General features: G+C 64.6%; 17 protein-coding genes and 2 tRNA genes. 4 read left to right on the forward strand and 15 right to left on the reverse strand.

Annotated features, from left to right (window positions below; translation table 11 throughout):
• Positions 1-188 precede the first annotated feature (188 nt).
• The 7 genes from V6M89_RS19850 to apbC form a co-directional block, all read right to left on the reverse strand.
• A tRNA-Glu gene (locus V6M89_RS19850) sits at positions 189-264 on the reverse strand.
• Positions 265-287: 23 nt separating this feature from the next.
• Positions 288-363 (reverse strand) — tRNA-Ala (locus V6M89_RS19855).
• Positions 364-447: 84 nt separating this feature from the next.
• Positions 448-1,857, reverse strand: coding sequence for a glutamate--tRNA ligase (gene gltX, locus V6M89_RS19860; protein ID WP_332854789.1), 1,410 nt, complete (start codon positions 1,855-1,857; stop codon positions 448-450).
• 30 nt (positions 1,858-1,887) lie between these two features.
• Entirely contained in the window at positions 1,888-2,280 is a 393-nt protein-coding gene (locus V6M89_RS19865) for a VOC family protein (RefSeq protein WP_332854790.1), read from the reverse strand.
• Between the two features lie 161 nt (positions 2,281-2,441).
• Positions 2,442-3,455, reverse strand: coding sequence for a DUF3667 domain-containing protein (locus tag V6M89_RS19870; protein ID WP_332854791.1), 1,014 nt, complete (start codon positions 3,453-3,455; stop codon positions 2,442-2,444).
• A gap of 121 nt (positions 3,456-3,576) precedes the next feature.
• Positions 3,577-3,969 carry a DUF4399 domain-containing protein gene (locus tag V6M89_RS19875; protein ID WP_332854792.1) on the reverse strand — a complete coding sequence of 131 codons (393 nt, stop codon included), beginning with the start codon at positions 3,967-3,969 and terminating at the stop codon, positions 3,577-3,579.
• A 30-nt stretch (positions 3,970-3,999) separates the two neighbouring features.
• Positions 4,000-5,088, reverse strand: coding sequence for an iron-sulfur cluster carrier protein ApbC (apbC, locus tag V6M89_RS19880; protein ID WP_332854793.1), 1,089 nt, complete (start codon positions 5,086-5,088; stop codon positions 4,000-4,002).
• A 122-nt stretch (positions 5,089-5,210) separates the two neighbouring features.
• Between apbC and metG the strand changes: the two genes are divergently transcribed.
• Together metG and V6M89_RS19890 are read left to right on the forward strand one after the other, a co-directional pair.
• A complete protein-coding gene (gene metG, locus V6M89_RS19885) occupies positions 5,211-7,382 on the forward strand; it encodes a methionine--tRNA ligase (RefSeq protein WP_442881987.1) in 2,172 nt (723 codons plus the stop codon).
• A gap of 10 nt (positions 7,383-7,392) precedes the next feature.
• Positions 7,393-7,872 carry a GNAT family N-acetyltransferase gene (locus V6M89_RS19890; RefSeq protein WP_332854795.1) on the forward strand — a complete coding sequence of 160 codons (480 nt, stop codon included), beginning with the start codon at positions 7,393-7,395 and terminating at the stop codon, positions 7,870-7,872.
• Positions 7,873-7,876: 4 nt separating this feature from the next.
• Here the strand turns inward: V6M89_RS19890 and V6M89_RS19895 are convergent, their stop codons facing one another.
• The 6 genes from V6M89_RS19895 to V6M89_RS19920 form a co-directional block, all read right to left on the reverse strand.
• A complete protein-coding gene (locus V6M89_RS19895) occupies positions 7,877-8,557 on the reverse strand; it encodes a flagellar brake protein (protein WP_332854796.1) in 681 nt (226 codons plus the stop codon).
• Positions 8,558-8,789: 232 nt separating this feature from the next.
• Positions 8,790-9,254: a cache domain-containing protein gene (locus V6M89_RS19900; RefSeq protein WP_332854797.1), complete on the reverse strand. Its 465-nt coding sequence runs from the start codon at positions 9,252-9,254 to the stop codon at positions 8,790-8,792.
• A 9-nt stretch (positions 9,255-9,263) separates the two neighbouring features.
• Complete coding sequence (locus V6M89_RS19905) at positions 9,264-10,340, reverse strand: porin (RefSeq protein WP_332854798.1); 1,077 nt, start codon at positions 10,338-10,340, stop codon at positions 9,264-9,266.
• A gap of 20 nt (positions 10,341-10,360) precedes the next feature.
• Complete coding sequence (locus tag V6M89_RS19910; RefSeq protein WP_332854799.1) at positions 10,361-13,996, reverse strand: hydantoinase B/oxoprolinase family protein; 3,636 nt, start codon at positions 13,994-13,996, stop codon at positions 10,361-10,363.
• Between the two features lie 36 nt (positions 13,997-14,032).
• The gene (locus V6M89_RS19915; RefSeq protein WP_332854800.1) at positions 14,033-15,304 is read right to left on the reverse strand and encodes an MFS transporter; all 1,272 of its coding nucleotides are present in this window, start codon (positions 15,302-15,304) and stop codon (positions 14,033-14,035) included.
• Between the two features lie 82 nt (positions 15,305-15,386).
• Positions 15,387-16,199 carry a putative hydro-lyase gene (locus V6M89_RS19920; protein ID WP_332854801.1) on the reverse strand — a complete coding sequence of 271 codons (813 nt, stop codon included), beginning with the start codon at positions 16,197-16,199 and terminating at the stop codon, positions 15,387-15,389.
• A gap of 120 nt (positions 16,200-16,319) precedes the next feature.
• On the opposite strand from V6M89_RS19920, the gene V6M89_RS19925 reads away from it, so the two are divergent.
• On the forward strand, positions 16,320-17,255 hold the full coding sequence (locus V6M89_RS19925) for a LysR family transcriptional regulator (protein WP_332854802.1): 936 nt from the start codon (positions 16,320-16,322) through the stop codon (positions 17,253-17,255).
• Between the two features lie 116 nt (positions 17,256-17,371).
• Positions 17,372-19,111: an extracellular catalytic domain type 1 short-chain-length polyhydroxyalkanoate depolymerase gene (locus V6M89_RS19930; protein ID WP_332854803.1), complete on the forward strand. Its 1,740-nt coding sequence runs from the start codon at positions 17,372-17,374 to the stop codon at positions 19,109-19,111.
• 4 nt (positions 19,112-19,115) lie between these two features.
• On the opposite strand, the gene V6M89_RS19935 is transcribed toward V6M89_RS19930, so the two are convergent.
• Positions 19,116-21,140 (reverse strand): FAD-binding oxidoreductase, encoded by a 2,025-nt coding sequence (locus V6M89_RS19935; RefSeq protein WP_332854804.1) that lies wholly within the window; start codon positions 21,138-21,140, stop codon positions 19,116-19,118.
• A 12-nt stretch (positions 21,141-21,152) separates the two neighbouring features.
• A complete protein-coding gene (locus V6M89_RS19940) occupies positions 21,153-21,776 on the reverse strand; it encodes a glutathione S-transferase family protein (RefSeq protein ID WP_332854805.1) in 624 nt (207 codons plus the stop codon).
• Between the last annotated feature and the right edge of the window lie 6 nt (positions 21,777-21,782).

A 21,782-nucleotide genomic window follows, 5' to 3' on the forward strand; every position in this document is an offset into this window, starting at 1 on the left:
AGCGGGATCGAACCGCTGACCTCTTGCATGCCATGCAAGCGCTCTCCCAGCTGAGCTATACCCCCCGGGCGCAGAAATAATAAAAGCCGCTTGCGCGACTTTTGTTTTCACTACTTGTATCTATCCAGCGTAAAGCCAAACATCAAACAAATCAGTACAAACAACGTCAACTACAACATCTACAACCTTGGCGTCCCCAGGGGGATTCGAACCCCCGTACTCACCGTGAAAGGGTGATGTCCTAGGCCTCTAGACGATGGGGACTGCGAACAACCAATTCTGCAACGTGGTGGAGGTAAGCGGGATCGAACCGCTGACCTCTTGCATGCCATGCAAGCGCTCTCCCAGCTGAGCTATACCCCCGTTTGCTGCAGAAACAAGAGTATAGCAAAGAAGCTGCGCTATGCAAATACCCTTTTGCAACTTTGCTCAGGATTCAAGTCAGAATCAGAGAAATTTCGCCAGGCGCGCCACAATCGCCTCGCGGCCGAAGATCTGCAGCACGGCGTCGATGGCCGGGGTTTGCAGCTGGCCGGTGACGATCAAACGCAGCGGCATGGCCATCTGCGGCATCTTCAGCGTGTTGGCGGCCAATACTTCCTTGATCATCGCGGCCAGCGCTTCCTTGGTCCACTCCACCGTCGCGCAACGCTCGGCAAACTGCGCCAGCGCCGGCTTGACGGCGTCGGTCAGGTGCTGAGCCATCAGCGCGGCGTCCGGCTGCGGCGCGCGGTAGAACAGCATGGCGGCGTCGGCCAGTTCGTTGACGGTGTTGACGCGCTCCTTCATCAGCGCCAGCACGGCCGGCAGCGCAGGCGCGCCGTCGAACACGGCGCCGGCGGCCAGCATGCGCGGCTGGGCCAGCGCGGCCAGGCGTTCGTTGTCGGCCTGCTTGATATAGTGGTTGTTGAGCCAGTTCAGTTTTTCGATGTTGAACTGCGCCGCCGAGTTGGACAGGTGGGTGCCGTCGAACCAGCCGCACACCTGCTCCATCGAGAACACTTCATCGTCGCCGTGGCTCCAGCCCAGGCGCGCCAGGTAGTTCAGGATCGCTTCCGGCAGATAGCCTTGCGCCGGGTAATCCATGACGTTGACGGCGTCCTTACGCTTGGACATCTTCTGGCCATCGGCGCCCAAGATCATCGGCAGGTGGCCGTACAGCGGCAGCGGCGCACCGATGGCGCGCAGGATGTTGATCTGGCGCGGCGTGTTGTTGACGTGGTCGTCGCCACGCAGCACGTGGCTGATTTCCATGTCCCAGTCGTCGACCGCCACGCAGAAGTTATAGGTCGGCGTGCCGTCCGGACGGGCGATGACCAGATCGTCCAGTTCCTTGTTGCCGATAGTGATGGTGCCTTTGACGAAATCGTCCCAGCTCACTTCGCCGTCCAGCGGGTTCTTGAAGCGCACCACCGGCTTGCGGTCGGCCGGGATGGCCGGTAGGGTCTTGCCCGGCTCCGGACGCCAGGTGCCATCGTAGCGCGGCTTCTCGCCGGCTTCGCGCATGCGCTCGCGCATCGCTTCGACTTCTTCCTGCGACGAGTAGCAGTGGTAAGCGGTGCCCGCTTCCAGCATCTGCGCCACGACTTCGCGGTAGCGGTCCATGCGCTGCATCTGGTAGAACGGGCCTTCGTCGTGGCTCAGGCCCAGCCACTCCATGCCTTCGATGATGGCTTGCACCGCTTCCGGGGTCGAACGCTCGAGGTCGGTATCTTCGATGCGCAGCACGAAGGTGCCGCCGAAGTGACGGGCGTAGGCCCAGGAATACAGCGCCGTGCGGGCGCCGCCCAGGTGGAGGTAGCCGGTCGGGCTCGGTGCGAAACGGGTGCGGACTGGCTTGGCTGGTGCAGTAGTCATCGATGTAGGAGTGCTTATATGTAAAAGAAGCTATTTTACCGCGTCGGCGAAGGTGCGGCGATAGCGCTCTTCCGCGTCGGCGCGGGTGTTGATCTCAAACAGCAGCCCGCCCGGCGCTACACAGAAGAAGCGCGAGCCGCGCTCGTGATAGAAGACCTCGGTTTTCATCGTCACGCCCTCCTCCTTGAATCTGGCATGCAAGGCGCGCACCTCGTCGGCGCTCGGCAGCTCGAAGCCCAGGTGGAAATTGTGCGGCCAGACGGTGCTGCGGTCGCCGCAGTCTTCGATGACGATGTCGAAGCCATCGCGCTTGAGGATGCTGACCGGGCCGGCCAGCTCGACCCGGCAGCCCAGCTGGCGTTCGAAGAAGGCGACGCTGGCGGCGACGTCGTTGGAAGGGAAACTCAGGTGATTCAGGCGCATGGAGGACTCCGTTTATGTGGTGGTTGAAAACCACAGATTACGGAGTCCTTCCGGCCCCGGCAATTCGCCATTCCACAAGCGGCCGATAGCGAAAAACCAGCGCAAAAACAATGATTTGCAGCTTAGATCAACTAAGCTGCGGCAACGCTATTCGCTTTCCGTCAGACCGACGTCAGCGACGTAAAGAGCATGACTTGGGTGATGATCACGGCCAGCATCATCAGATAAGCAACCACCAGCACCAGCCAGCGGGCCGTGGTGGCCCACGGAGCGCCACCATAGACATGGTGCATCGCCCGCGCCAAATACAGGGACAACAGCAGCATCAACCAGCGGGCAGTCCACAATGGCATCAGATCGATCAGCGCCATTATTAAAAAACCGAAAGCATTGACGTGCAGCGCAAACAGCAGATATTCGCCGTAGCGCCGGCCCGACGGCAGATACAGCAGCTTGAGGAACAGGGCAAACACCGGCACCATGAAGAAGATCACGTACGGCATGCGGGCGAAGAAGCCGTGGGTCAGGCGCTCGGCCTTTTGCTCGGGCGGCAAGGCGTAGTAGCGGTCGAGCGATTGCCGGAAGGTCGGAAACACGGTGCGCAAGGCGATCAGCGCCAAGGATGGATTATCGCTGCTGGGCAGCGTCAGGCCGAAGTTGACCCGATTGCCGTCCGGCGCGATGTCTACGCCGAAGTTGTAATAGCCGAGCATAATCTGGTAGCGGGAAATGTTGGCCGCGCCCGCCTCGCGCAGCTCCGTGCTCCCGATATCCGCCCTGACCGCAGGCTTCTTCGCGACCCGGCCTTCCTGAGCGCTTTCGCCCACCGAAAAGCCGCTGAACTGCAACAGCGCAAACAGGATCACGCTGAGCGTCAGGAACAGCCGCAGCGGCTGCATGTACTTGACGCGCTGGCCCGCCATATAAGCCTTGGTCAGCCCTCCCGGACGCAACAGCAACTGGCCCAGCGTGCGCCACAGCTTGCCCTCGATGGCGACATAATGGCCGATAAACTCGGCGACGAATTCGCCCATGCTGGGCGGATGCAGCACGGCTTCCTGGCCGCATTGCGGGCAGAAATTGGCGCCGAGGCGGGTCTTGCAACTGGGGCAGAATTCAGGGGCGGCGTGGTGCGCGGCGGATGCGGGGACCGCGTGCAGAGGGGGCGACGTCAAGGCTGGCTCTCGGGCAAAGAAAACCCGCATGCTAACCCATGGTGTTGCGTTTTTTAGTATCTTTTTTGGAAAAATTGCGTGCGGTGTGGGCCGCACGCAACCATTCAATCAAGCTAAACGCTTACTTGACGGTGATCTTGATGTCCTTGCTCATGCCAGGACCGTAGGACTGGTGCAGGCCGTTGGCGAACTGCATCGACAACACATAGGTGCCCGGCGCCAGCTTGACTTCGGTTTCGGTCTGACCCTTGCCGAAGTGGATGTGGGTTTCATCGGCCGGCACCACTTCGCCCGCCTTGACCGGCGCGGCGTTGATCAGCAGGTGGTGGTGGCCGGTATTGGCCGTCATGTCGCCGGCCGGCTTGACTTCCATGCCGCTGACGGCGAACTTGACCTTCACCGGGCTGGTGACGGTGGCGCCATCGGCCGGCTCGACGAACGAGACCGACTGCTGGGCAAAGGCGCTGGTGCTCAGGGCCAGGAAGGCTGCTGCGGCTGCGATACTTTTCATCATGAAGGGATCTCCGTGGTTAGTCGTTCTTGATTAGTCGTTTTTAATAACAATGCTAGGGAACTTGCTGGTCATGTCTTTGGCCTTTTCAGCGACCTGTACTGCAATCTTGCGGGCGATGTCCTTGTAGATGGCGGCCACCTGGCCGTCCGGCTCGGCCACCACGGTCGGCTTGCCGGAATCGGCTTGCTCGCGGATGGACAGGGTCAGCGGCAAGGCGCCGAGGAATTCGACGTTGAAATCCTTGCACATCTTGGCGCCGCCGCCGGCGCCGAAGATTTCCTCCGCATGGCCGCAGTTGGAGCAGATGTGGGTGCTCATGTTCTCGACGATGCCGAGGATGGGAATGCCGACCTTCTCGAACATCTTCAGGCCCTTGCGCGCGTCCAGCAGCGCGATGTCCTGCGGCGTGGTGACGATGACGGCGCCGGTGACCGGCACTTTCTGCGACAGGGTCAGCTGGATGTCGCCGGTGCCGGGCGGCATGTCGACGATCAGGTAGTCGAGGTCGCGCCAGTTGGTCTGTTCCAGCAGCTGCTGCAGTGCCTGGGTGACCATCGGACCGCGCCACACCATCGGCTCGTCCGGGTCGATCAGGAAGCCGATCGACGACACTTGCACGCCGTAGTTTTCCAGCGGCTCCATGGTCTTGCCGTCCTTGGTTTCCGGACGGCCGGACACGCCCAGCATCATCGGCTGCGACGGGCCGTAGATGTCGGCGTCCAGCAGGCCGACCGAGGCGCCCTCGGCGGCCAGCGCCAGCGCCAGGTTGACGGCGGTGGTCGATTTGCCGACGCCGCCCTTGCCGGAGGCCACGGCGATGATGTTCTTCACGTTGGGCATCAACTTGAGGCCGCGCTGCACGGTGTGCGAGATCACCTTGCTGTGCACGTTGACGCTGACCTTGCCTGCGCCAGGCAGCGCGCCCAGGGCGGCGGTGACGCTGGTGCGGATGGCGTCGAACTGGCTCTTGGCCGGGTAGCCCAGCTCGATATCGAGGGAGATATCGCCGCCCTCGACCTTCAAATTCTTCACGGCCTTGCCGGACACATAGTCTTTCGTTGTATTTGGGTCAACGATTTTGGACAGCGCGGCTTTGACGTCTTCTACTGTGATGCTCATGTAACTCTCTCCGTAAAATGTGCCCTCATTCTAGCGCATAGCGACAGAAAACCCCTCAGACGTGTGCAGTTGCGGCTTCCACTGTTAAAATGTTCTTTTTCCACCCACAAAGTGCATCAACCATGACCCGCAAGCTGTTCGTCACCACTGCCCTGCCCTACGCTAACGCCGCTTTCCATATTGGCCACATGATGGAGTACATCCAGGCCGACATCTGGGTCCGGTTCCAGCGAATGCAGCGCGACGGCGACGCGCAACGAGTGGTGCACTTTGTCGGCGCCGACGACACCCACGGCACGCCGATCATGATCGCCGCCGAAAAGGAAGGCATCACGCCGCAGGAATTCGTGGCCAAGATCGCCGCCGGCCGCGCCCAGTACCTGGACGGTTTCCATATCGCCTTTGACAACTGGTATTCGACCGATTCGCCGGAAAACGTCGAACTGTCGCAGGGCATCTACCGCAAGCTGCGCGACAACGGCCTGATCCAGACCAAGATCGTGCCGCGCTTCTACGACCCGGTCAAAGGCATGTTCCTGGCGGACCGCAACATCAAGGGCGAGTGCCCGACCTGCCACGCCAAGGACCAGTACGGCGACAACTGCGAAGTGTGCGGCGCGGCCTACCAGCCGACCGAGCTGATCAACCCGTTCTCGGTGTTCACCAACGCCACGCCCATCCTCAAGGATTCGGAGCAGTACTTCTTCAAGCTGTCCGACCCGCGCTGCTACCAGTTCCTCAAGGACTGGCTGAACACGCCCGGCCGCCTGCAGCCGGAAATGGTCAACAAGGTCAGCGAATGGCTGGGCGAAGCCGGCGAAAAGCTGGCCGACTGGGATATCTCGCGCGACGCGCCTTACTTCGGCATCCCGATTCCTGATGCGCCGGGCAAGTTCTTCTACGTCTGGCTGGACGCGCCGGTCGGCTACCTGGCCAGCCTGAAGAACTACTGCGAGAAAAAGGGCATCGATTTCAACGCGCTGCTGAACGATCCGGGCACCGAGCAGATCCACTTCATCGGCAAGGACATCGTGTCCTTCCACCTGCTGTTCTGGCCGGCCATGCTGAACTTCGCCGGCCACCCGGTGATCGACAAGCTCAAGGTCAACGTGCACGGCCACCTGACCGTCAACAACGAAAAAATGTCCAAGTCGCGCGGCACCGGCATCTCGCCGCTGCGCTACCTGAACCTGGGCATGAACCCGGAATGGCTGCGCTACTACATCGCCTTCAAGCTGAACTCCAAGGTGGAAGACCTGGACTTCACCGGCGACGATTTCGTGGCCCGCGTCAACAGCGACTTGATCGGCAAGTACGTCAACATCGCTTCGCGCTGCGCCGGCTTCATCGCCAAGAAATTCGACGGCAAGCTGGCCTCGTCGCTGTCCGACGGCGCGCAGGGCTGGATCAAGCGCGCGCTGATCACCGCTGACGGCGTCGAGCGCCAGGCCAGCATCGCCGCCAATTTCGAGGCGCGCGAGTTCGGCAAGGCGCTGCGCGAGATCATGGAGATCGCCGACATCACCAACCAGTACGTCGACGAGAACAAGCCGTGGATCCTGGCCAAGGACGAGGCCAAGCTGGCCGAGTTGCACGACGTCTGCACCACCGCGCTGATCCTGTTCCGCCAGCTGACCATCCTGCTGTCGCCGGTGCTGCCGGGTGTGGCCGCCAATGTCTCCAAGTTCCTCAACGACGAGCAGCTGCTGTGGGCCGATACCGACGTCGCCAGCGGCGTGGTGTCGAGCGCGATGCTGGGCCGCACCATCGGCGCCTACGCGCACCTGATGACGCGCGTCGATGCGAAGATGATCGAAGACCTGTTCGATGCGCCGGCGCAGCAAGCTGCCGCCGCCGCTGCACCGGTTGCCGCCGCCAAGCCGGCCAAGCAGGCCGCCGCCGTGCCGGCCGCGCCGGCGCTGCCGATGCCGGAAGGCGTGGAAGAACTGGCGCCGCAGATCGGCATCGATGACTTCGTCAAGATCGACCTGCGCGTGGCCAAGATCGTCAACTGCGAACACGTCGACGGTTCGGACAAGCTGCTGCGCCTGACCTTGGACGTCGGCGAAGGCCGCCTGCGCAACGTCTTCTCCGGCATCAAGTCCATGTACCAGCCGGAAGAGCTGGTCGGCAAGCTGACCGTGATGGTCGCCAACCTGGCGCCGCGCAAGATGAAGTTCGGCGTGTCCGAAGGCATGGTGCTGGCCGGTTCTGCCAAGGACGAGAAAGCCAATCCAGGCATCTACATCCTCAATCCGTGGCCGGGCGCAGAGCCAGGCATGCGCATCCGCTAAGGGCCGGCCGATGAACATCGTGGTTCGGGAAGCAAGGAATGACGATGCCAAGCTGATTGCCGACCTCACGCGCGCCGCGTGGGCCGGCAAGGTCAGCGTCACTTCCAGCGGCCACCGCGAAACCGCCGTCCTCGTCGCAGAACACCTGCGCGATGGCGGCGGTTTTGTTTTGCTGGTCGATGAACAGCCGGTGGGTTCGGTGCGCTGGCTGCCGCTCGATGCGGAGCCGGATGTATGGGAGATCTGCCGCATGGGCGTGCTGCCGCAGCATCGGGGTGGCAATCTGTCGCAGCATCTGCTGGAGGCGGTGATCCATCACGGCCTGGCGAGCGGCGTGGAGGAAGTGCGGCTGGCCGTGCGCAGCGACCAGCCCAAGCTGATCGACTTCTACACCGCCTTCGAATTCGAACTGGCTGAAGAGCTTGAATACTCGCACGCCAATCCGATGGAGCCGCCACCGCTGGTGATGCGGCGTACGCTCAAGTACTAAACCGCTACGTCGTGGCGTGGTTGATGTGCTTCAGCAAGGTCTTGATGTCGGTTTCCGCTTCCGGCGACACCTGGGTGAACATGCAGCCGACGTGGAGCTGTTCGCCCAGCAGGAATGAACGGACGGAGCGGGTGACCCGGATTTCCATTTCTGCGACGACGACGGATTCCGAGTCCGATTCCGTTTCCAGCTCCAGCCGCACCTCCACCACCTTGCGGCCCTTGAGCAAACCCTTGGTCGCGCTCTTGGTGCAGCGCAGGCCCATGCCGCCCAGCGCGAAATCGTAGATCGGCAGCTCGTACATCCTGCCGTTCACTTCGAACGAGGCCATGAACGTGACACCCAGCGGCGTTTCCACGCGCTCCGATGCGCGGCGGTTCAGCACCGCGCAGGTTTCCGGGAATTTCATCGGGATCAGATGCGGCTGGCCGGGAAGCGAGTTCCAGTCCGCATCGGTCAGGCGAAATTGAATCTTCGCATTGCTCAAGACGGTGACAAAGGTGACTTTGCCAGGCGGCAGGGTTGAGCCTTCGTTCAATTCCATCACGAAATGCGGATTCTCGGGATCGACTGAAAGTATGCGTCCAAGCACCGGCTCTCGGACACCGCTCACGTACATCGAGATCGCATCGCCGGTCGCGGCAAGGGAAGTCAATGCATCGCCGATATCGTCCTCGGTCGTCATGTCATACGAATTCGCGGCTGCCGGGATCTGGGCTATCGCGTCTTGTGGCCGTGGCGGTCCTCTGCGGATCGTGACGGCAGTGTGCTCAGTGAGTAGCATATCACCACCTATAATGTAGACGTTATCTGGGTCTCTTTATAACTTCATCATAGTTTGCGAATTGCTCCATTGCAACCTATTTTTTACATTTTGAAATATAGGAGTGGAAACAACCCACTCCTGCCAGCCATTTTTACTTATAAATACCACAACCGATCACGACGTCATCGACGCGCTCGACGTAGGTGCGCTTGCCGTCGACGGTGCCGGTGCTGGGATTGGGCCATTTGTAATCGACCCAGCCCTTGCCTTCCTTGCCCATGCCCAGCGCCAGGATGTCCTTGATCAGGAACTTGCCATCTGCATCCTTCATCTCCAGCACGTTCTTGCCGACCAGCTTGACGTTGGCGCCGTTGGCCAGTTCAACGCCATCGCCATTGGCGCCGAAGGCAAAGATGTACAGATCCTTCTGAATGAACTGGCCCTTGGGATTATTGAACTCGGCGAAGGCTTTTTCCTTGCCGTTCTTCTTCAGGAACTCGGCGGCTTTCTTGACCATCGCCACCGCTTCATCGGCCGTCCCCTTCTCCGCCGCGCTCGCATCCAGCGCCGCAAACATCATCAGCCCAGCAAACATAACCGTGAATAGTTTTTTCATGACCGCTCCTTAGAAAACGTGACGAATGCCGAGATTGAGGCCGCGATTGCCGGTACCGCCTTCTATCGCGCTACCGACTGTGTAACCCGCGCCGTTCTTGTTGCGGATGTAAGCATACACGCCGTACAAGTCCGTGCGCTTGGACAGGTAGTAGCGATAGCCCGCCGCCAGCTGCTGCGCGTCCTGGTTGAAGCTGGTCTTGTCGTTTTTGCGGATGTAGGAGGCCAGCCACGTGCCCATCCCCTGCGGCACCGTCACGCCCAGCAGCACCACGCTGCTGTCGATCGACGGCGTCGGCGCCACCGCGTAGCCGAACGGGTTGTTCAGGTTGCGCGGTAAAGCGCTGTTCAGGCCTTTGTCGACGCCGTAGGCAAAGTGCGCCTTCGCCACGCCGAAGTCGTACAGCGCCGTCAGCACGGTGTTCTTGGCGCTGCTGGTGTTCTTCAGCGTGGCCGTATCGTTGTTGCGGTTGTGATGCGCGAGGCGTACCACCAGCGGGCCGCTGGTGTAGGCGACCGCGCCGCCGAACTGGCGCTGCGCCGTGCTGTCGCCCGCCACTTCGCCGACGCCGTAGACCAGTTCCGCATTGAAGCCGTTGACCACCGGCGACGCGTACTTGACCGCGTTGTCCATGCGGCTGGCGCTATTGCCGGTGGAGGCCATCAGGTTCTTGGTGTCGCCCGCCGTGCCGGAGCCGAAGGGATCGACCGCAGCCACCGCCAGGTACTGTGGCGTGTACTGGCGGCCCAGGGTCAGCGTGCCGGCGGTCTTGCTCTGCAAGCCGACGTAGGCCTGGCGGCCGAACAGCAAACCGCCCTGCCCCATCGCGCCGGTATCGGCCTGGAAGCCGTTCTCCAGCAGGAAGATGGCGGACAGGCCGCTACCCAGGTCCTCGGTGCCTTTGAAGCCCAGGCGCGAGCCCGATTCAACGCCGCTGGTCAGCTTGGTGCTGGAAGCGGCCGCGCCGACGCCGCCGCTTTCGCGCACCACCGCCACGTCGACGATGCCATACACCGTCACGTTCGATTGTGCCGCCGCCGTCCCCGCCAATGCGCCCAGCGTGAGCGCAAACATCGTTTTTTTCATTTTTATCTCCTTTGGTTTGCTTACTTGGTACCGAAACCGCCGCCACCAGGCGTTTCGATGGCGAACACGTCGCCGGCCTGCATCTCGGCGGTGTGCGTGGCGCCGAATTCCTCTACCGTGCCGTCGCCGCGCTCGACCCAGTTGCGGCCCAGTGCTCCGGGCATCGCGCCTTCCAGCCCGAACGGCGCGATGCGGCGGTGGCCGGCCAGGATGTTGGCCGTCATCGCCTCAAGGAAGCGGATGCGGCGCAGTGCACCGTCGCCGCCCCGCTGCGCGCCTTCGCCACCGCTGCCGCGACGGATGGCGTGGGTTTCGACCAGCACCGGGAAGCGCCATTCCAGCACCTCCGGATCGGTCATGCGCGAGTTGGTCATGTGGGTCTGCACGGCGGCCGTGCCGTCGAAGCCCGGCCCCGCGCCGGAACCGCCGGCGATGGTCTCGTAGTACTGGTGCTCCGCGTTCCCGAAGGTGAAGTTGTTCATCGTGCCCTGCGAGGCAGACATCACGCCCAGCGCGCCGTACAGCGCGTCGGTGACGTACTGCGACACTTCGACGTTACCGGCCACCACCGCCGCCGGATAGCGCGGGTTGAGCATCGAGCCTTCCGGGATGATCAGCTTGAGCGGCTTGAGCACGCCCTCGTTCATCGGGATGTCGCTGTCGATCAGCGTGCGGAACACGTACAGCACGGCCGCCTTGCAGACCGACAGCGGCGCGTTGAAGTTGGTCGGCCGCTGCTCGCTGGTGCCGCTGAAGTCCACCGTGGCGCTGCGGCTGGCGTGGTCGATGGTCAGCTTCACTTTCAGCATCGCGCCGTCGTCCATCTCGTAGGCGAAGCTGGCGTCGCGCAGGCCGCCGATGGCCTTGCGCACCGCCGCTTCGGCGTTGTCCTGCACGTGCTGCATGTAGGCCAGCACCACGTCTTCGCCGTAGCAGGTGGTGGCCTTCAGCAGTTCGTTGGCGCCGGTCTCGCAGGCGCCCAGCTGGGCGATCAGGTCGGCGATGTTCTGGTCGATGTTACGGCTCGGCCAGGGGCCGGCGCCGAACAGCTCGCGCACCAGCGGTTCCAGGAACACGCCCTTGTCGACGATCTTGATGTTATCGAGCAGGACGCCCTCTTCCAGGATGCTGGTGCTGTTCGGCGGCATCGAGCCGGGCGTGATGCCGCCGACGTCGCCGTGGTGGCCGCGCGCGGCGACGTAGAACAGCGGCTCCGGCCGCACCGCGAACGGCGGCGCGCCGGCGTCGCCGTACACCGGGCAAACGATGGTGATGTCCGGCAGGTGGGTGCCGCCGTTGTAAGGCACGTTGAGCACATAGGCGTCGCCCGGCGCCATCGTCGCCGCGTGCTGGCGGATCACGCACAGCACGCTGTCGCTCATCGAACCCAGATGGACCGGGATGTGCGGCGCGTTGGCAATCAGGTTGCCCTCGCGGTCGAAGATGGCGCAGGAGAAGTCCAGCCGCTCCTTCATGTTGACCGAGTAGGCGGTGTTCTCCAGCGTGGTGCCCATCTGCTTGGCGATCGCCATGAACAGGTTGTTGAAGATCTCCAGGTGGATCGGGTGTACGGCGGTGGTCATCTTGTGCGCGCTGCCGGCGGCCACGCTGCGCTCCAGCAGCAACGAGTGGTCGGGCAGTACGCGCGCGCTCCAGCCGGCGTCCACCACGGTGGTGGCGATCTCCTCGCGGATCAGCGCCGGACCGGCGACGCGGCTGCCCACCGGCAGCTCGGCGCGCACGTGCAGCGCGATCGGCACGGTCTGGCCGTCGACGTAGCTGTAGACGCGGCCCGGCGAATCCGCACCACCGCCGGCCGGTACTTCGATGACGAAGTCGGCGCCATCGCCGGCGCCGATCGCTTCGGCCGATACCGATTCGATCACCAGCGGCTGGCCTTCCATGACGAAGCCGAAACGGCCACGATACAGCGCCGCAAAGGCCTCGCTCATCTCGGCCATGCTGGCCAGCGGGATGACGAAGGCGGAATCGCTATCCTGGTACTTCAACCGCGCGCACAGTTCGACGCGGATGTCTTCCTGCGCCACCTGCTGCTCCAGCAGTTCGGTGGCGGCGTCACGCGCCAGCGCCACCAGTTGCGGTCCCAGCTCGGCCAGCGTGGCGTCGCTGAGCGGCTGTTCCACCGCGCCTTCGCGCATGGCGCGGATGTCGGCCAGGCCCATGCCGAAGGCCGACAGCACGCCTGCGAACGGGTGGATCACGATCTTGGTCATGCCCAGCACGTCGGCCACGCGGCAGGCATGCTGGCCGCCGGCGCCGCCAAAGCAGCACATGGCGTAGCGGCTGACGTCATAGCCGCGCTCCACCGAGATCGACTTGATCGCCTGCGCCATGTTATCGACCGCCACCGCCAGGAAGCCGTCGGCCACGGCGGACGGCGACAGCCGGGTGCCGGTTTCGCGGGCGATCTTCTCGGACAGTTCGCCGAAGGCGCGCACCACCACGTCGCGGTCCAACGGCTGGTCGCCGTTCGGGCCGAACACGCGCGGGAAGTGCTCCGGCTGGATACGGCCCAGCATCACGTTGCAGTCGGTGACGGTCAGCGGGCCGCCCTTGCGGTAGCTGGCCGGGCCGGGATTGGCGCCGGCCGATTCCGGACCGACCTTGAAGCGGCCGTTCTCGAAGCTGCAGATCGAGCCGCCACCCGCCGCCACGGTATGGATGTGCATCATCGGCGCGCGCACCCGCACACCGGCCACCACGGTCTCGAACACGCGCTCGTAGGCGCCGTCGTAGTGGGCGACGTCGGTCGAGGTGCCGCCCATGTCGAAGCCGATCACCTGTTTCAAACCGATCGCCTCGCAGCTCTTGACCGCGCCGACGATGCCGCCGGCTGGCCCGGACAGGATCGCATCCTTGCCCTGGAAGCGGCCGGCGTCGGTCAGGCCGCCGTTGGACTGCATGAACATGATGCGCACGTCGCCCGTGTCGGCCGACACCCGCGACACATAATCGCGCAGCACCGGCGACAGGTAGGCGTCCACCACGGTCGTGTCGCCACGGCCGACGATCTTCATCAAGGGGCTGACCTGGTGGCTGACGGAGATCTGCGTGAAGCCCGCCTCCTCGGCCAGCGCCCGCAGCCGCAGCTCGTGCTGCGGATAGCGGTAGGCGTGCATCAACACGATGGCGATGGCATCGATGCCCTTGGCGCGCACCGCGATGAACTGGCCGCGCAACACCTCTTCATCCGGCGCCTGCAGCACCTCGCCGCGTGCGCCGATACGCTCGTCGATCTCGATCACTTCCTCGTAGATCAGGTCCGGCAGCTCGATGTGCATGGCGAAGATGTCCGGCCGGTCCTGGTAGCCGATGCGCAGCTGGTCGGCGAAGCCGCGCGTGATGGCCAGCGCGGTGCGCGCGCCCTTGCGCTCCAGCAGCGCGTTGGTGGCGACGGTGGTGCCCATCTTGATCACTTCGATCTGATCGGCCGGCAGCGGATCGCCCGTCTTCAGCCCAAGCATGTCGCGCATGCCTTGCGTGACGGCGTCGTCGTAGCGCTCCGGGTATTCGGACAGCAGCTTGTGCGTGACCAGCTTGCCGTCCGGGCGGCGCGCGACGATGTCGGTGAAGGTGCCGCCGCGATCGACCCAGAACTGCCAGCGAAGTTGTTGAGCGGGGATGTCGTTTTTCATGATGTTGCCTCTGCTGTTGCTGTTAGCTGTACTAAGTCAGGATTCAAGTTGTTTGCCGGCGGTTTCCGGCAGCGTCAACGCGGCCAGGATCATCACGCCGTAGGCGGTGCCGGCGAATACGCCGATCGCCTCGCCCAGCGCCATCGACTGGCTGCTCAGGCCTATCATCAGCGGGAACAGCGAGCCGATGGCGCGGCCCATGTTGTAGCTGAAGCCCTGGCCCGAGCCGCGGATCGAAGTCGGGAACAACTCGGTCAGGAAAGCGCCCATGCCGCTGAACACGCCGGATACGCAGAAGCCCAGCGGGAAGCCTAGGAACAGCATCACGCCGTCCGTCACCGGCAAGCGGGTATAGGCCAGGGCGATGCACAGCGAGCCGGTGGCGAACAGGATGAAGTTCTTCTTGCGGCCCAGGTAGTCGGTCAGGAAGGCGCTGACGATGTAGCCCACATACGAGCCGACGATCACCATCGCCAGGTAGCCGCCGGTGCCCAGCACCGTCAGGTGGCGCTCGGTCTTGAGGAAGGTCGGCAGCCAGGTGGTGATGGCGTAGTAGCCGCCCTGGGCGCCGGTGGTCAACAGCACGGCGCGCAGCGTGGTGCTCAGCATCTTGGGTGCGAAGATCTGGGCGAACGAGGCGCGGTCCTCCGGTGCCACCTTCTTCTGCTGTTCCACGAACACTTCCGGCTCGTCGACAAAGCGGCGGATGAAGATCACGAACAAGGCCGGCAGTATCCCCAGCAGGAACAGCGAGCGCCATGCCCACTCAGGTGGCAGCAGCGAGAACATCAACGCATACAGCAGCGCCGACACGCCCCAGCCGATCGCCCATCCCGCCTGCACCATGCCGACCGCCTTGCCACGGTCCTTGGCGCGTATCACCTCGCCGATCAGGATGGCGCCGGCGGTCCACTCGCCGCCCATGCCAAAGCCCATCAGGCCACGCGCCAACAGCAGCTGGTTGAAGTTCTGCGCCAGTCCGCACAGCACGGTGAAGAAGGCGAACCACAGGATGGTCAATTGCAGCGTCTTGACGCGGCCGATGCGGTCCGACAGGATGCCGGCGATCCAGCCGCCGGCGGCGGAGGTCAGCAGGGTAACGGTGCCGATCAAGCCGGCGTCGCCCTTGGACAGGCCCCAGGTGGCGATCAGCGTCGGGATCACGAAGCTGAGGAATTGCGTGTCCATCGCGTCGAGCGCGTAGCCGATCTTGCAGCTCCAGAAGGTGCGGCGCTCCTTGCCGGTCAAGGCGTGGAACCAGGAGAAGAATCCCTCCGGCTGTGTGGTTGATAGTGCTCTGGTGTTCATGGTGGTCCCCTTTTTGTCAGGCGTAGCACTCCCCTGCGGACGCGCTGTGCGGGTCCGTCGCGGGTGCTACTTTGGTTTTAAATCAGAACGCGGCTAACGATGCATTGAGTATGTCGGTCACCAGCATGTAGCCCGGCTGGTGGGTGATAGCCAGCGGCAGGCGCGCGTGGCGGATGGCTTCCTGCGGCGTGACGCCGCATGCCCAGAAGACCGGTATTTCGTCCGGCATGATCTCGACCGGATCGCCGTATTCGGGCCGCGCGATGTCGGCGATGCCGATCAGCGACGGGTCGCCCAGGTGCACCGGCGCGCCGTGCACCGCCGGATAGCGGCTGGTGATCTGGATCGCGCGGATGGCGTCGGCGGCCTTCATCGGCCGCATCGACACCACCATCTCGCCGCCGAACGGGCCGGCGCTCTGGTTGCGGATATTGGTGCGGTACATGGCGACGTTGCGGCGCTGCTCGATGTGGCGCAGCTTGATGCCGGCCTCGATCAGCATCTGCTCGAACGAGAACGAGCAACCGATCGCGAACACCACCAGGTCGTCGCGCCAGACGTCGTGCAGCGAGTACGTTTGCGACGCCAGTTGGCCGCCGCGATAGATGTTGTAGCCGGGGATGTCGCTGCGCAGGTCCATGTCGGCGCCCAGGCGCGTCACGTTCCACTGGCCAGGCTCGCCCACCGCCAGCAGCGGGCAGGCGCGCGGATTGCGCTGGCAGAACAGCAGGAACTCGTCGGCATGCGCCTGCGGCAGGATCACCAGGTTGGCCTGGGCGTATGGGCCGCAGTAGCCGGAGGTCGGCAGGCGGAATTCGCCGCTGCGTACTTTGTGACGTAATTCGAGTGGGGTCATGGCACTGGTCTCGTTTTTCAAATCATGAATAACTTGCATGAGTTAAGAATAAACTTGAATAACCCTACACGCTATCTAGTTATTTTTGCTGTTGTTGTATAGTTTTTCTTACCACTCTGCGCTATCTTGGTGCGTCGGGTTAAGGTATTCTTGTTTGCTATGAACACCCGCTTCCTGGAGACCTTCGTCACCCTCGCCCAATTGCGCAGCTTCCGCGCCACCGCCCGGGCGCTGCACGCCACGCCGGCCGCCATCTCGCTGCGCATCAAGACGCTGGAAGAGGAGCTGCAAACGGAATTGATCGACCGCGCCAGCAAGGACTTCCGCCTCACCGCCAACGCCGAATACCTGCTGGCCCACGCCAAGGCGGTGGTCGACGCCACGCGCCGGCTGATGGCGGCGGCGCAGAAGGACAGCGCGATCCGCGGCCGCCTGCGGGTGGGCGTGATTGAATCGGTGGTGCACAGCTGGCTGGCGCAGTACATCCGCGAGTTGAACACCATGTACCCGGAGCTGGAGGTCGACCTGACGGTCGACATGAGCAATGTGCTGGAGCGGCGCCTGCGCGCGCGCGAGCTCGATCTGGTGATCCAGGTCGAGGGCGTGGAAAGCAGCGACATCGTCTCCGAGGCGCTGGCCGTGTATCCGCTGCACTGGATCGCCCGCAAGGGCCTGATCGACACGCGCAAGGAAGGCCTGAACCAGCGCCTGCTGGCCCTGCCCATCCTGACCTTCGGGCGCGGCACGGCGCCGCAGCGCATGATCGAGGAAATCGTCAGCAAGATGGCCAACCTGGCGATGGTGCCGCTGGAGCAGACCCGCATCACCTGCTCGCCGTCGGTGGCGGCCATCGTCCAGCTAGTGAAGGACGGCTACGGCGTCGCCGCCATCCCCAGCCTGTTCGTGGTGGACTCGCTCAAGAACGGCGAGTTCATCGAACTGCCGGTACAGCCGGAGCCGCCGGCCATCATCGTCTCGATGTGCTTCCACTCCAACGCCGAGATGCTGGTGCACGCGGCCGCCAACGCCGCCCGCCAGGCTTGCGCCGGCTACTGCGCGCAGATCGATCCCCGCTACATCAAGTCGCTGGGCTGAGTCCCCGTTCCGCTGATTGCACAACAGTAAAACTACTGGGGTGCGCGTGCGCGCGCTGATTTGATCTACTATTTTCCTGCTGCCGGCGCACCCACCAACAACAACGGAGACATATCATGGCAATCAACATCAAGCGATTGGTGCCGCACGCGTTCGTCTGTGCCATCCTGCTGGCGGCGGCCTGCCTGGCGCAGGCGGTGACGGCCGGCCCCGGCACGTGGAGCGCGCAGCAGACGTGGGCCGCCGACAGCGTCAACGGCGGCAATCTCACCGGTTATTTCTACTGGCCCGCCTCGCAACCGACGCTGGGCGGCCAGCGCGCGCTGGTGCTGGTGCTGCACGGCTGCCTGCAAACGGCCGGCGGCGACGTGATCAACAGCGGCGGCGACGGGGGCTTTAACTGGAAGGCGGTGGCCGATCAATACGGCGCCGTGATCCTCGCACCCAACGCCACCGGCAATGTCTACAACAACCACTGCTGGGACTACGCCAACACCACCCACAACCGCAGCGCCGCCGGCCACGACACCATCCTGCTCGACCTGGTGAGCCGCTTCGTCAACGATCCGCAGTACGCCATCGATCCCAAGCAGGTGTATGTGACGGGCCTGTCGTCCGGCGGCGGCGAGACCATGGTGCTGGGTTGCCTGGCGCCGGACATCTTCGCCGGTGTCGGCATCAACGCCGGGCCGCCGCCGGGCACCACCACCTTGCAGATCGGCGCTGTGCCGCCCGGCTACAGCGCCACCACGGCCGGCAACCAGTGCAAGGCGATGGCGGGCACCAACGCCGGCGCCTTCGCCACGCAAATCGCCGGCGCCGTCTGGGGCACTTCAGATTTCACGGTGGCGCAGGGCTACGGGCCGATCGACACGGCCGGCATCCGCCTGGCCTACGGCGGCAGCTACAGCAAGGGCGCAGCGGTCGCGATGGCGGGCGGCGGCAGCAACGTGCCCTACACCGACAGCAACGGCAAGCTGCGCACGCACGAGATCACGGTGAGCAATATGGGCCACGCATGGCCGGCCGGCAGCGGCGGCCAGAACACCAACTATGTCGACAACACCAGGGTCAACTACCCGGTCTTCGTCATGGATTTCTGGTTCAAGAATAATCTGCGCGCTTCGGCGACGCCGGGGCCGGTGATGACGTCCTGCGGCACCACGGTGGTCAGCGGCAGCGGCGTCACCATCAGCGGCGCGGCCACGGCCAGCGGCAGCGTGGCCAGTTATGCCGTGCAGTTGAACGGCCCGACCGCGATCAACGATGCGGCGGCCGGCAGCGGCGCCAGCTTCAGCAAGAGCTACAACGTCGCCAGCGGCTACTACACCGGCAGCGTCAGCGCCACCGACACGCTGGGCCAGGTATCGACCGGCTGCCCGCTGGCGCAATTCCTGGTCGGCAGCGCGCCGGTGCTGCCGCCGCCGACCGGTTTGAGCGCGGGCGCGCCGACCGCCAACGCCGTGGCGCTGGCCTGGAACGCGGTCAATGGCGCCACCGGCTACAACGTGTATCGCAACGGCGCCAAGTTGACGGCGTCGCCGCTCAGCGCCACCAGCTACACCGCCGGCGGGCTGACCGCCAGCACCAGCTACAGCTTCGCGGTGTCGGCGGTCGGGGCTTCGGGCGAGAGTGCGCTGTCGCCGGCGATCAACGTCACCACCGCGTCGGCGTGGAGCTGCACGGCGGTCAGCGCCAGCAACTACGCCCATGTGCACGCGGGGCGCGCGCACGACAGCGGCGGCTATGCGCTGGCCAACGGCTCCAACCAGAACATGGGACTGGATAACCTGTTCTTCACCACCGTGCTGGCGCAAACGGCGGCCGGCTATTACGTGATCGGCGCCTGCCCCTGATGCATCACAGCGCCAGCACGACAGGCGCGCTGCCGGCGGCGGGGACGGCGGAACACATCAGCACCTGCCCCGCCGCGACCTCGGCGCCGCAGGTGCGCGTGTACTCGACCGTACCGGAGAGCAGGCCGGCCGCACATGAGCCGCACTGGCCCGAGCGGCAGCTCGATTCAACCGGCACACCTTTGGCTTCGGCCAGCTCCAGCAGGCTGCCCGCGCTGCCGTCCCATAACGCCGACATACCCGCCTGCGAAAACTGCACCGGCACCGGCGGGCCGGCGGGCTTGGCCGCGCTGGTGGCCGCCGCCACGTCGCGCCGCACGCTGGCCGGACCGAAGGCCTCAAAACGAATGCGCCCATCGGCGATGTTCAGGCGACGCAGGCTGTCGTACATCTGCTGCATGAACGCGGCTGGACCGCACAGGTAGAAATCGTAGTCATCGAACGGCAGCTGCGTCTTCAACCACTCCAGGTCGATGCGGCCGGCGCTGGCCTGCCAGTTGACGATGTCGCTGGCCTCGGCCTCGCCGCCGCTGTAGCGTACGTGGACGTTGATGTTGCGATGCCCCGCCGCCAGCGTTTGCAAATGACCGGCAAACGCGTGCTCGTCGCGGTTGCGGGCGCCGTGGAAGAAGTGGATGGGATGGCGGTGCCGCGTGCGGCTGCCGTTCACCAGCAAGCCGTTCAGCATGGCGATCATCGGCGTGATGCCGATACCGGCCGACAGCAGCACCGCCGGCCGCCGCGTGCCCTGCTCGAACGTGAAATCGCCGCCGGGCCCCAGCAGTTCGACGCGCGCGCCCGGCGCCAGATGGTCATGCAGCCAGCCGGATACGGCACCGTCCCGTTTGACGCTGATGCGGTAGCTGCGGCCATTCGGCGCGTCGGACAAGGTGTAGCTGCGGATGCGCTGCGCACCGTCCACCTGCGCGCGCAGTGAGATGAACTGGCCCGGCACATGCGCGGCCACGCCCATGCCATCGGCCGGCTCCAGATGGAACGATTGCACAGTGGCGCTCTCCCGCACCACGTCGGTGACGGTGTACGGCCGCCACGCGCTGGTCAGCGCGGCCGCTTGCAGCACGCGGTCCGCCTCGTCCCAGACGCCGGTGCGCGCCACCTGCGCGGCAGGCTTGGGCGCGCTCCAGCGGAACGGCAGCGCGCCCACATTGCGCACCACTTCGCGCACGTGGAAGCGCAGCAGCTGCTCGGCGCCGGCAAAGGCCCGCAGTTGCGCGCCTTCCCAGATGATCTCCGCCTCCACCGCCACATGCAGCATGTCGCCGCGCTCGAAGTCGATGAACAGCAAGCCCGCGCGCGGATGGCCGAGCAGATTGCCCATCGTGTTGAAGAAGAAGTTGCCGACGAATTCGGGCGACGTCAGCGTGCGCTCGTCATCCACCCGCACGAAGCCGGGCCGCCCGCCGCGATGCGAGACATCGACGCCCCGCCCCCGCCCCGCGTCAGTCTCCAGGTTGGCGCTGGCGATGAAGAAGGTGTCGGCACGCGCGATCAGCTCGCGGTCCTGCACGCTCAACGCGGCGGCCCGCAGCACCTGCGGCACCGGCACGGCCGCTACCGGCGTCTGCACCCGGTCCTGGATGTACTGCGGGCAGTTGCCGAAGCTCTGCGTCACCGCCACCCGCATGCCGCCGTCGTCGATCGCCGCGATCACGCCGTTGACGCGGTTGCGCCGCCGCGTGGTCGGCACCAGTCCCAGGCCGCCGATGTGGGCGCCCTCGCGCAGCTGGCCTTGCAGCGGATCGCCGGCCAGCATGCCGCCGGCGATGTGCAGCGTGCGCGCATCCGGCGTCGAGACGAAGCCCGCATCGTGGACCAGCATGGTGGCCCACGGCTGCCCTGCGCCATCCAGCGCGCCGATGAAGAACAGCGGCAGCTCGCCGAAGAACTGGCGATGCTGGTCAGGCATGTAGTCGCGCACACCGGCCGCGCCGGCGCCGGCCATCTGCTCGCGCACGCCCATCCGCTGCTGGATTGCCAGTTCGCCCGCATGGAATGGTGTGGCGCTCATGATGGTCTCCGTTCAGTAGGTTTCGGACGCGAGGCCGCAGGCCGTGGCGGTCATCGGCACAAAGCCGGGCAAGGCGCGGACGTTGGCCAGCCAGGCGCGGATGTTCGGATACGGCTTGAGCGACACGCCACCTTCCGGCGCATGCTCGATGTAGCTGAAGGCGGCGACGTCGGCGATGCTGGGCTGATCGCCCAGCGCAAAGCGGCGGCCGGCCAGTTCCACCTCCAGCGCGTCGAACAGGCGCGCCGCGATGCTCTTGGCGCGCTCATGATCGAACGGCATGCCGAACGCCACCACCAGCCGCGCCACGCACGGGCCGTAGGCGATCTTGCCGGAGGCGTTGGACAACCAGCGCTGCACCGTGGCCGCCGCCAGCGGCTCGCGCGGCAGCCAGCGGCCGCTGTCGTCGTATTTCGAGGCCAGGTAGACCAGGATCGCGGTCGAATCGGCCAAGGTCACGTCGCCGTCTTCCAGCACCGGTATTTCGCCGAAAGGGCTGCGCGCCAGATGTGCGGGCGAGCGGTTCTCGCCGGCCCGCATGTCGATCTGGACGAATTCGTACGGCAGGTTCAACAGGCTGAGGAACAGGCGCACGCGGTGGGTGTGGCCGGAAAGGGGTGAGCCGTACAGTTTCATGATGAA

It is taken from the genome of Duganella sp. S19_KUP01_CR8 (genome assembly GCF_036688705.1).
Classification (GTDB): domain Bacteria; phylum Pseudomonadota; class Gammaproteobacteria; order Burkholderiales; family Burkholderiaceae_D; genus Rugamonas.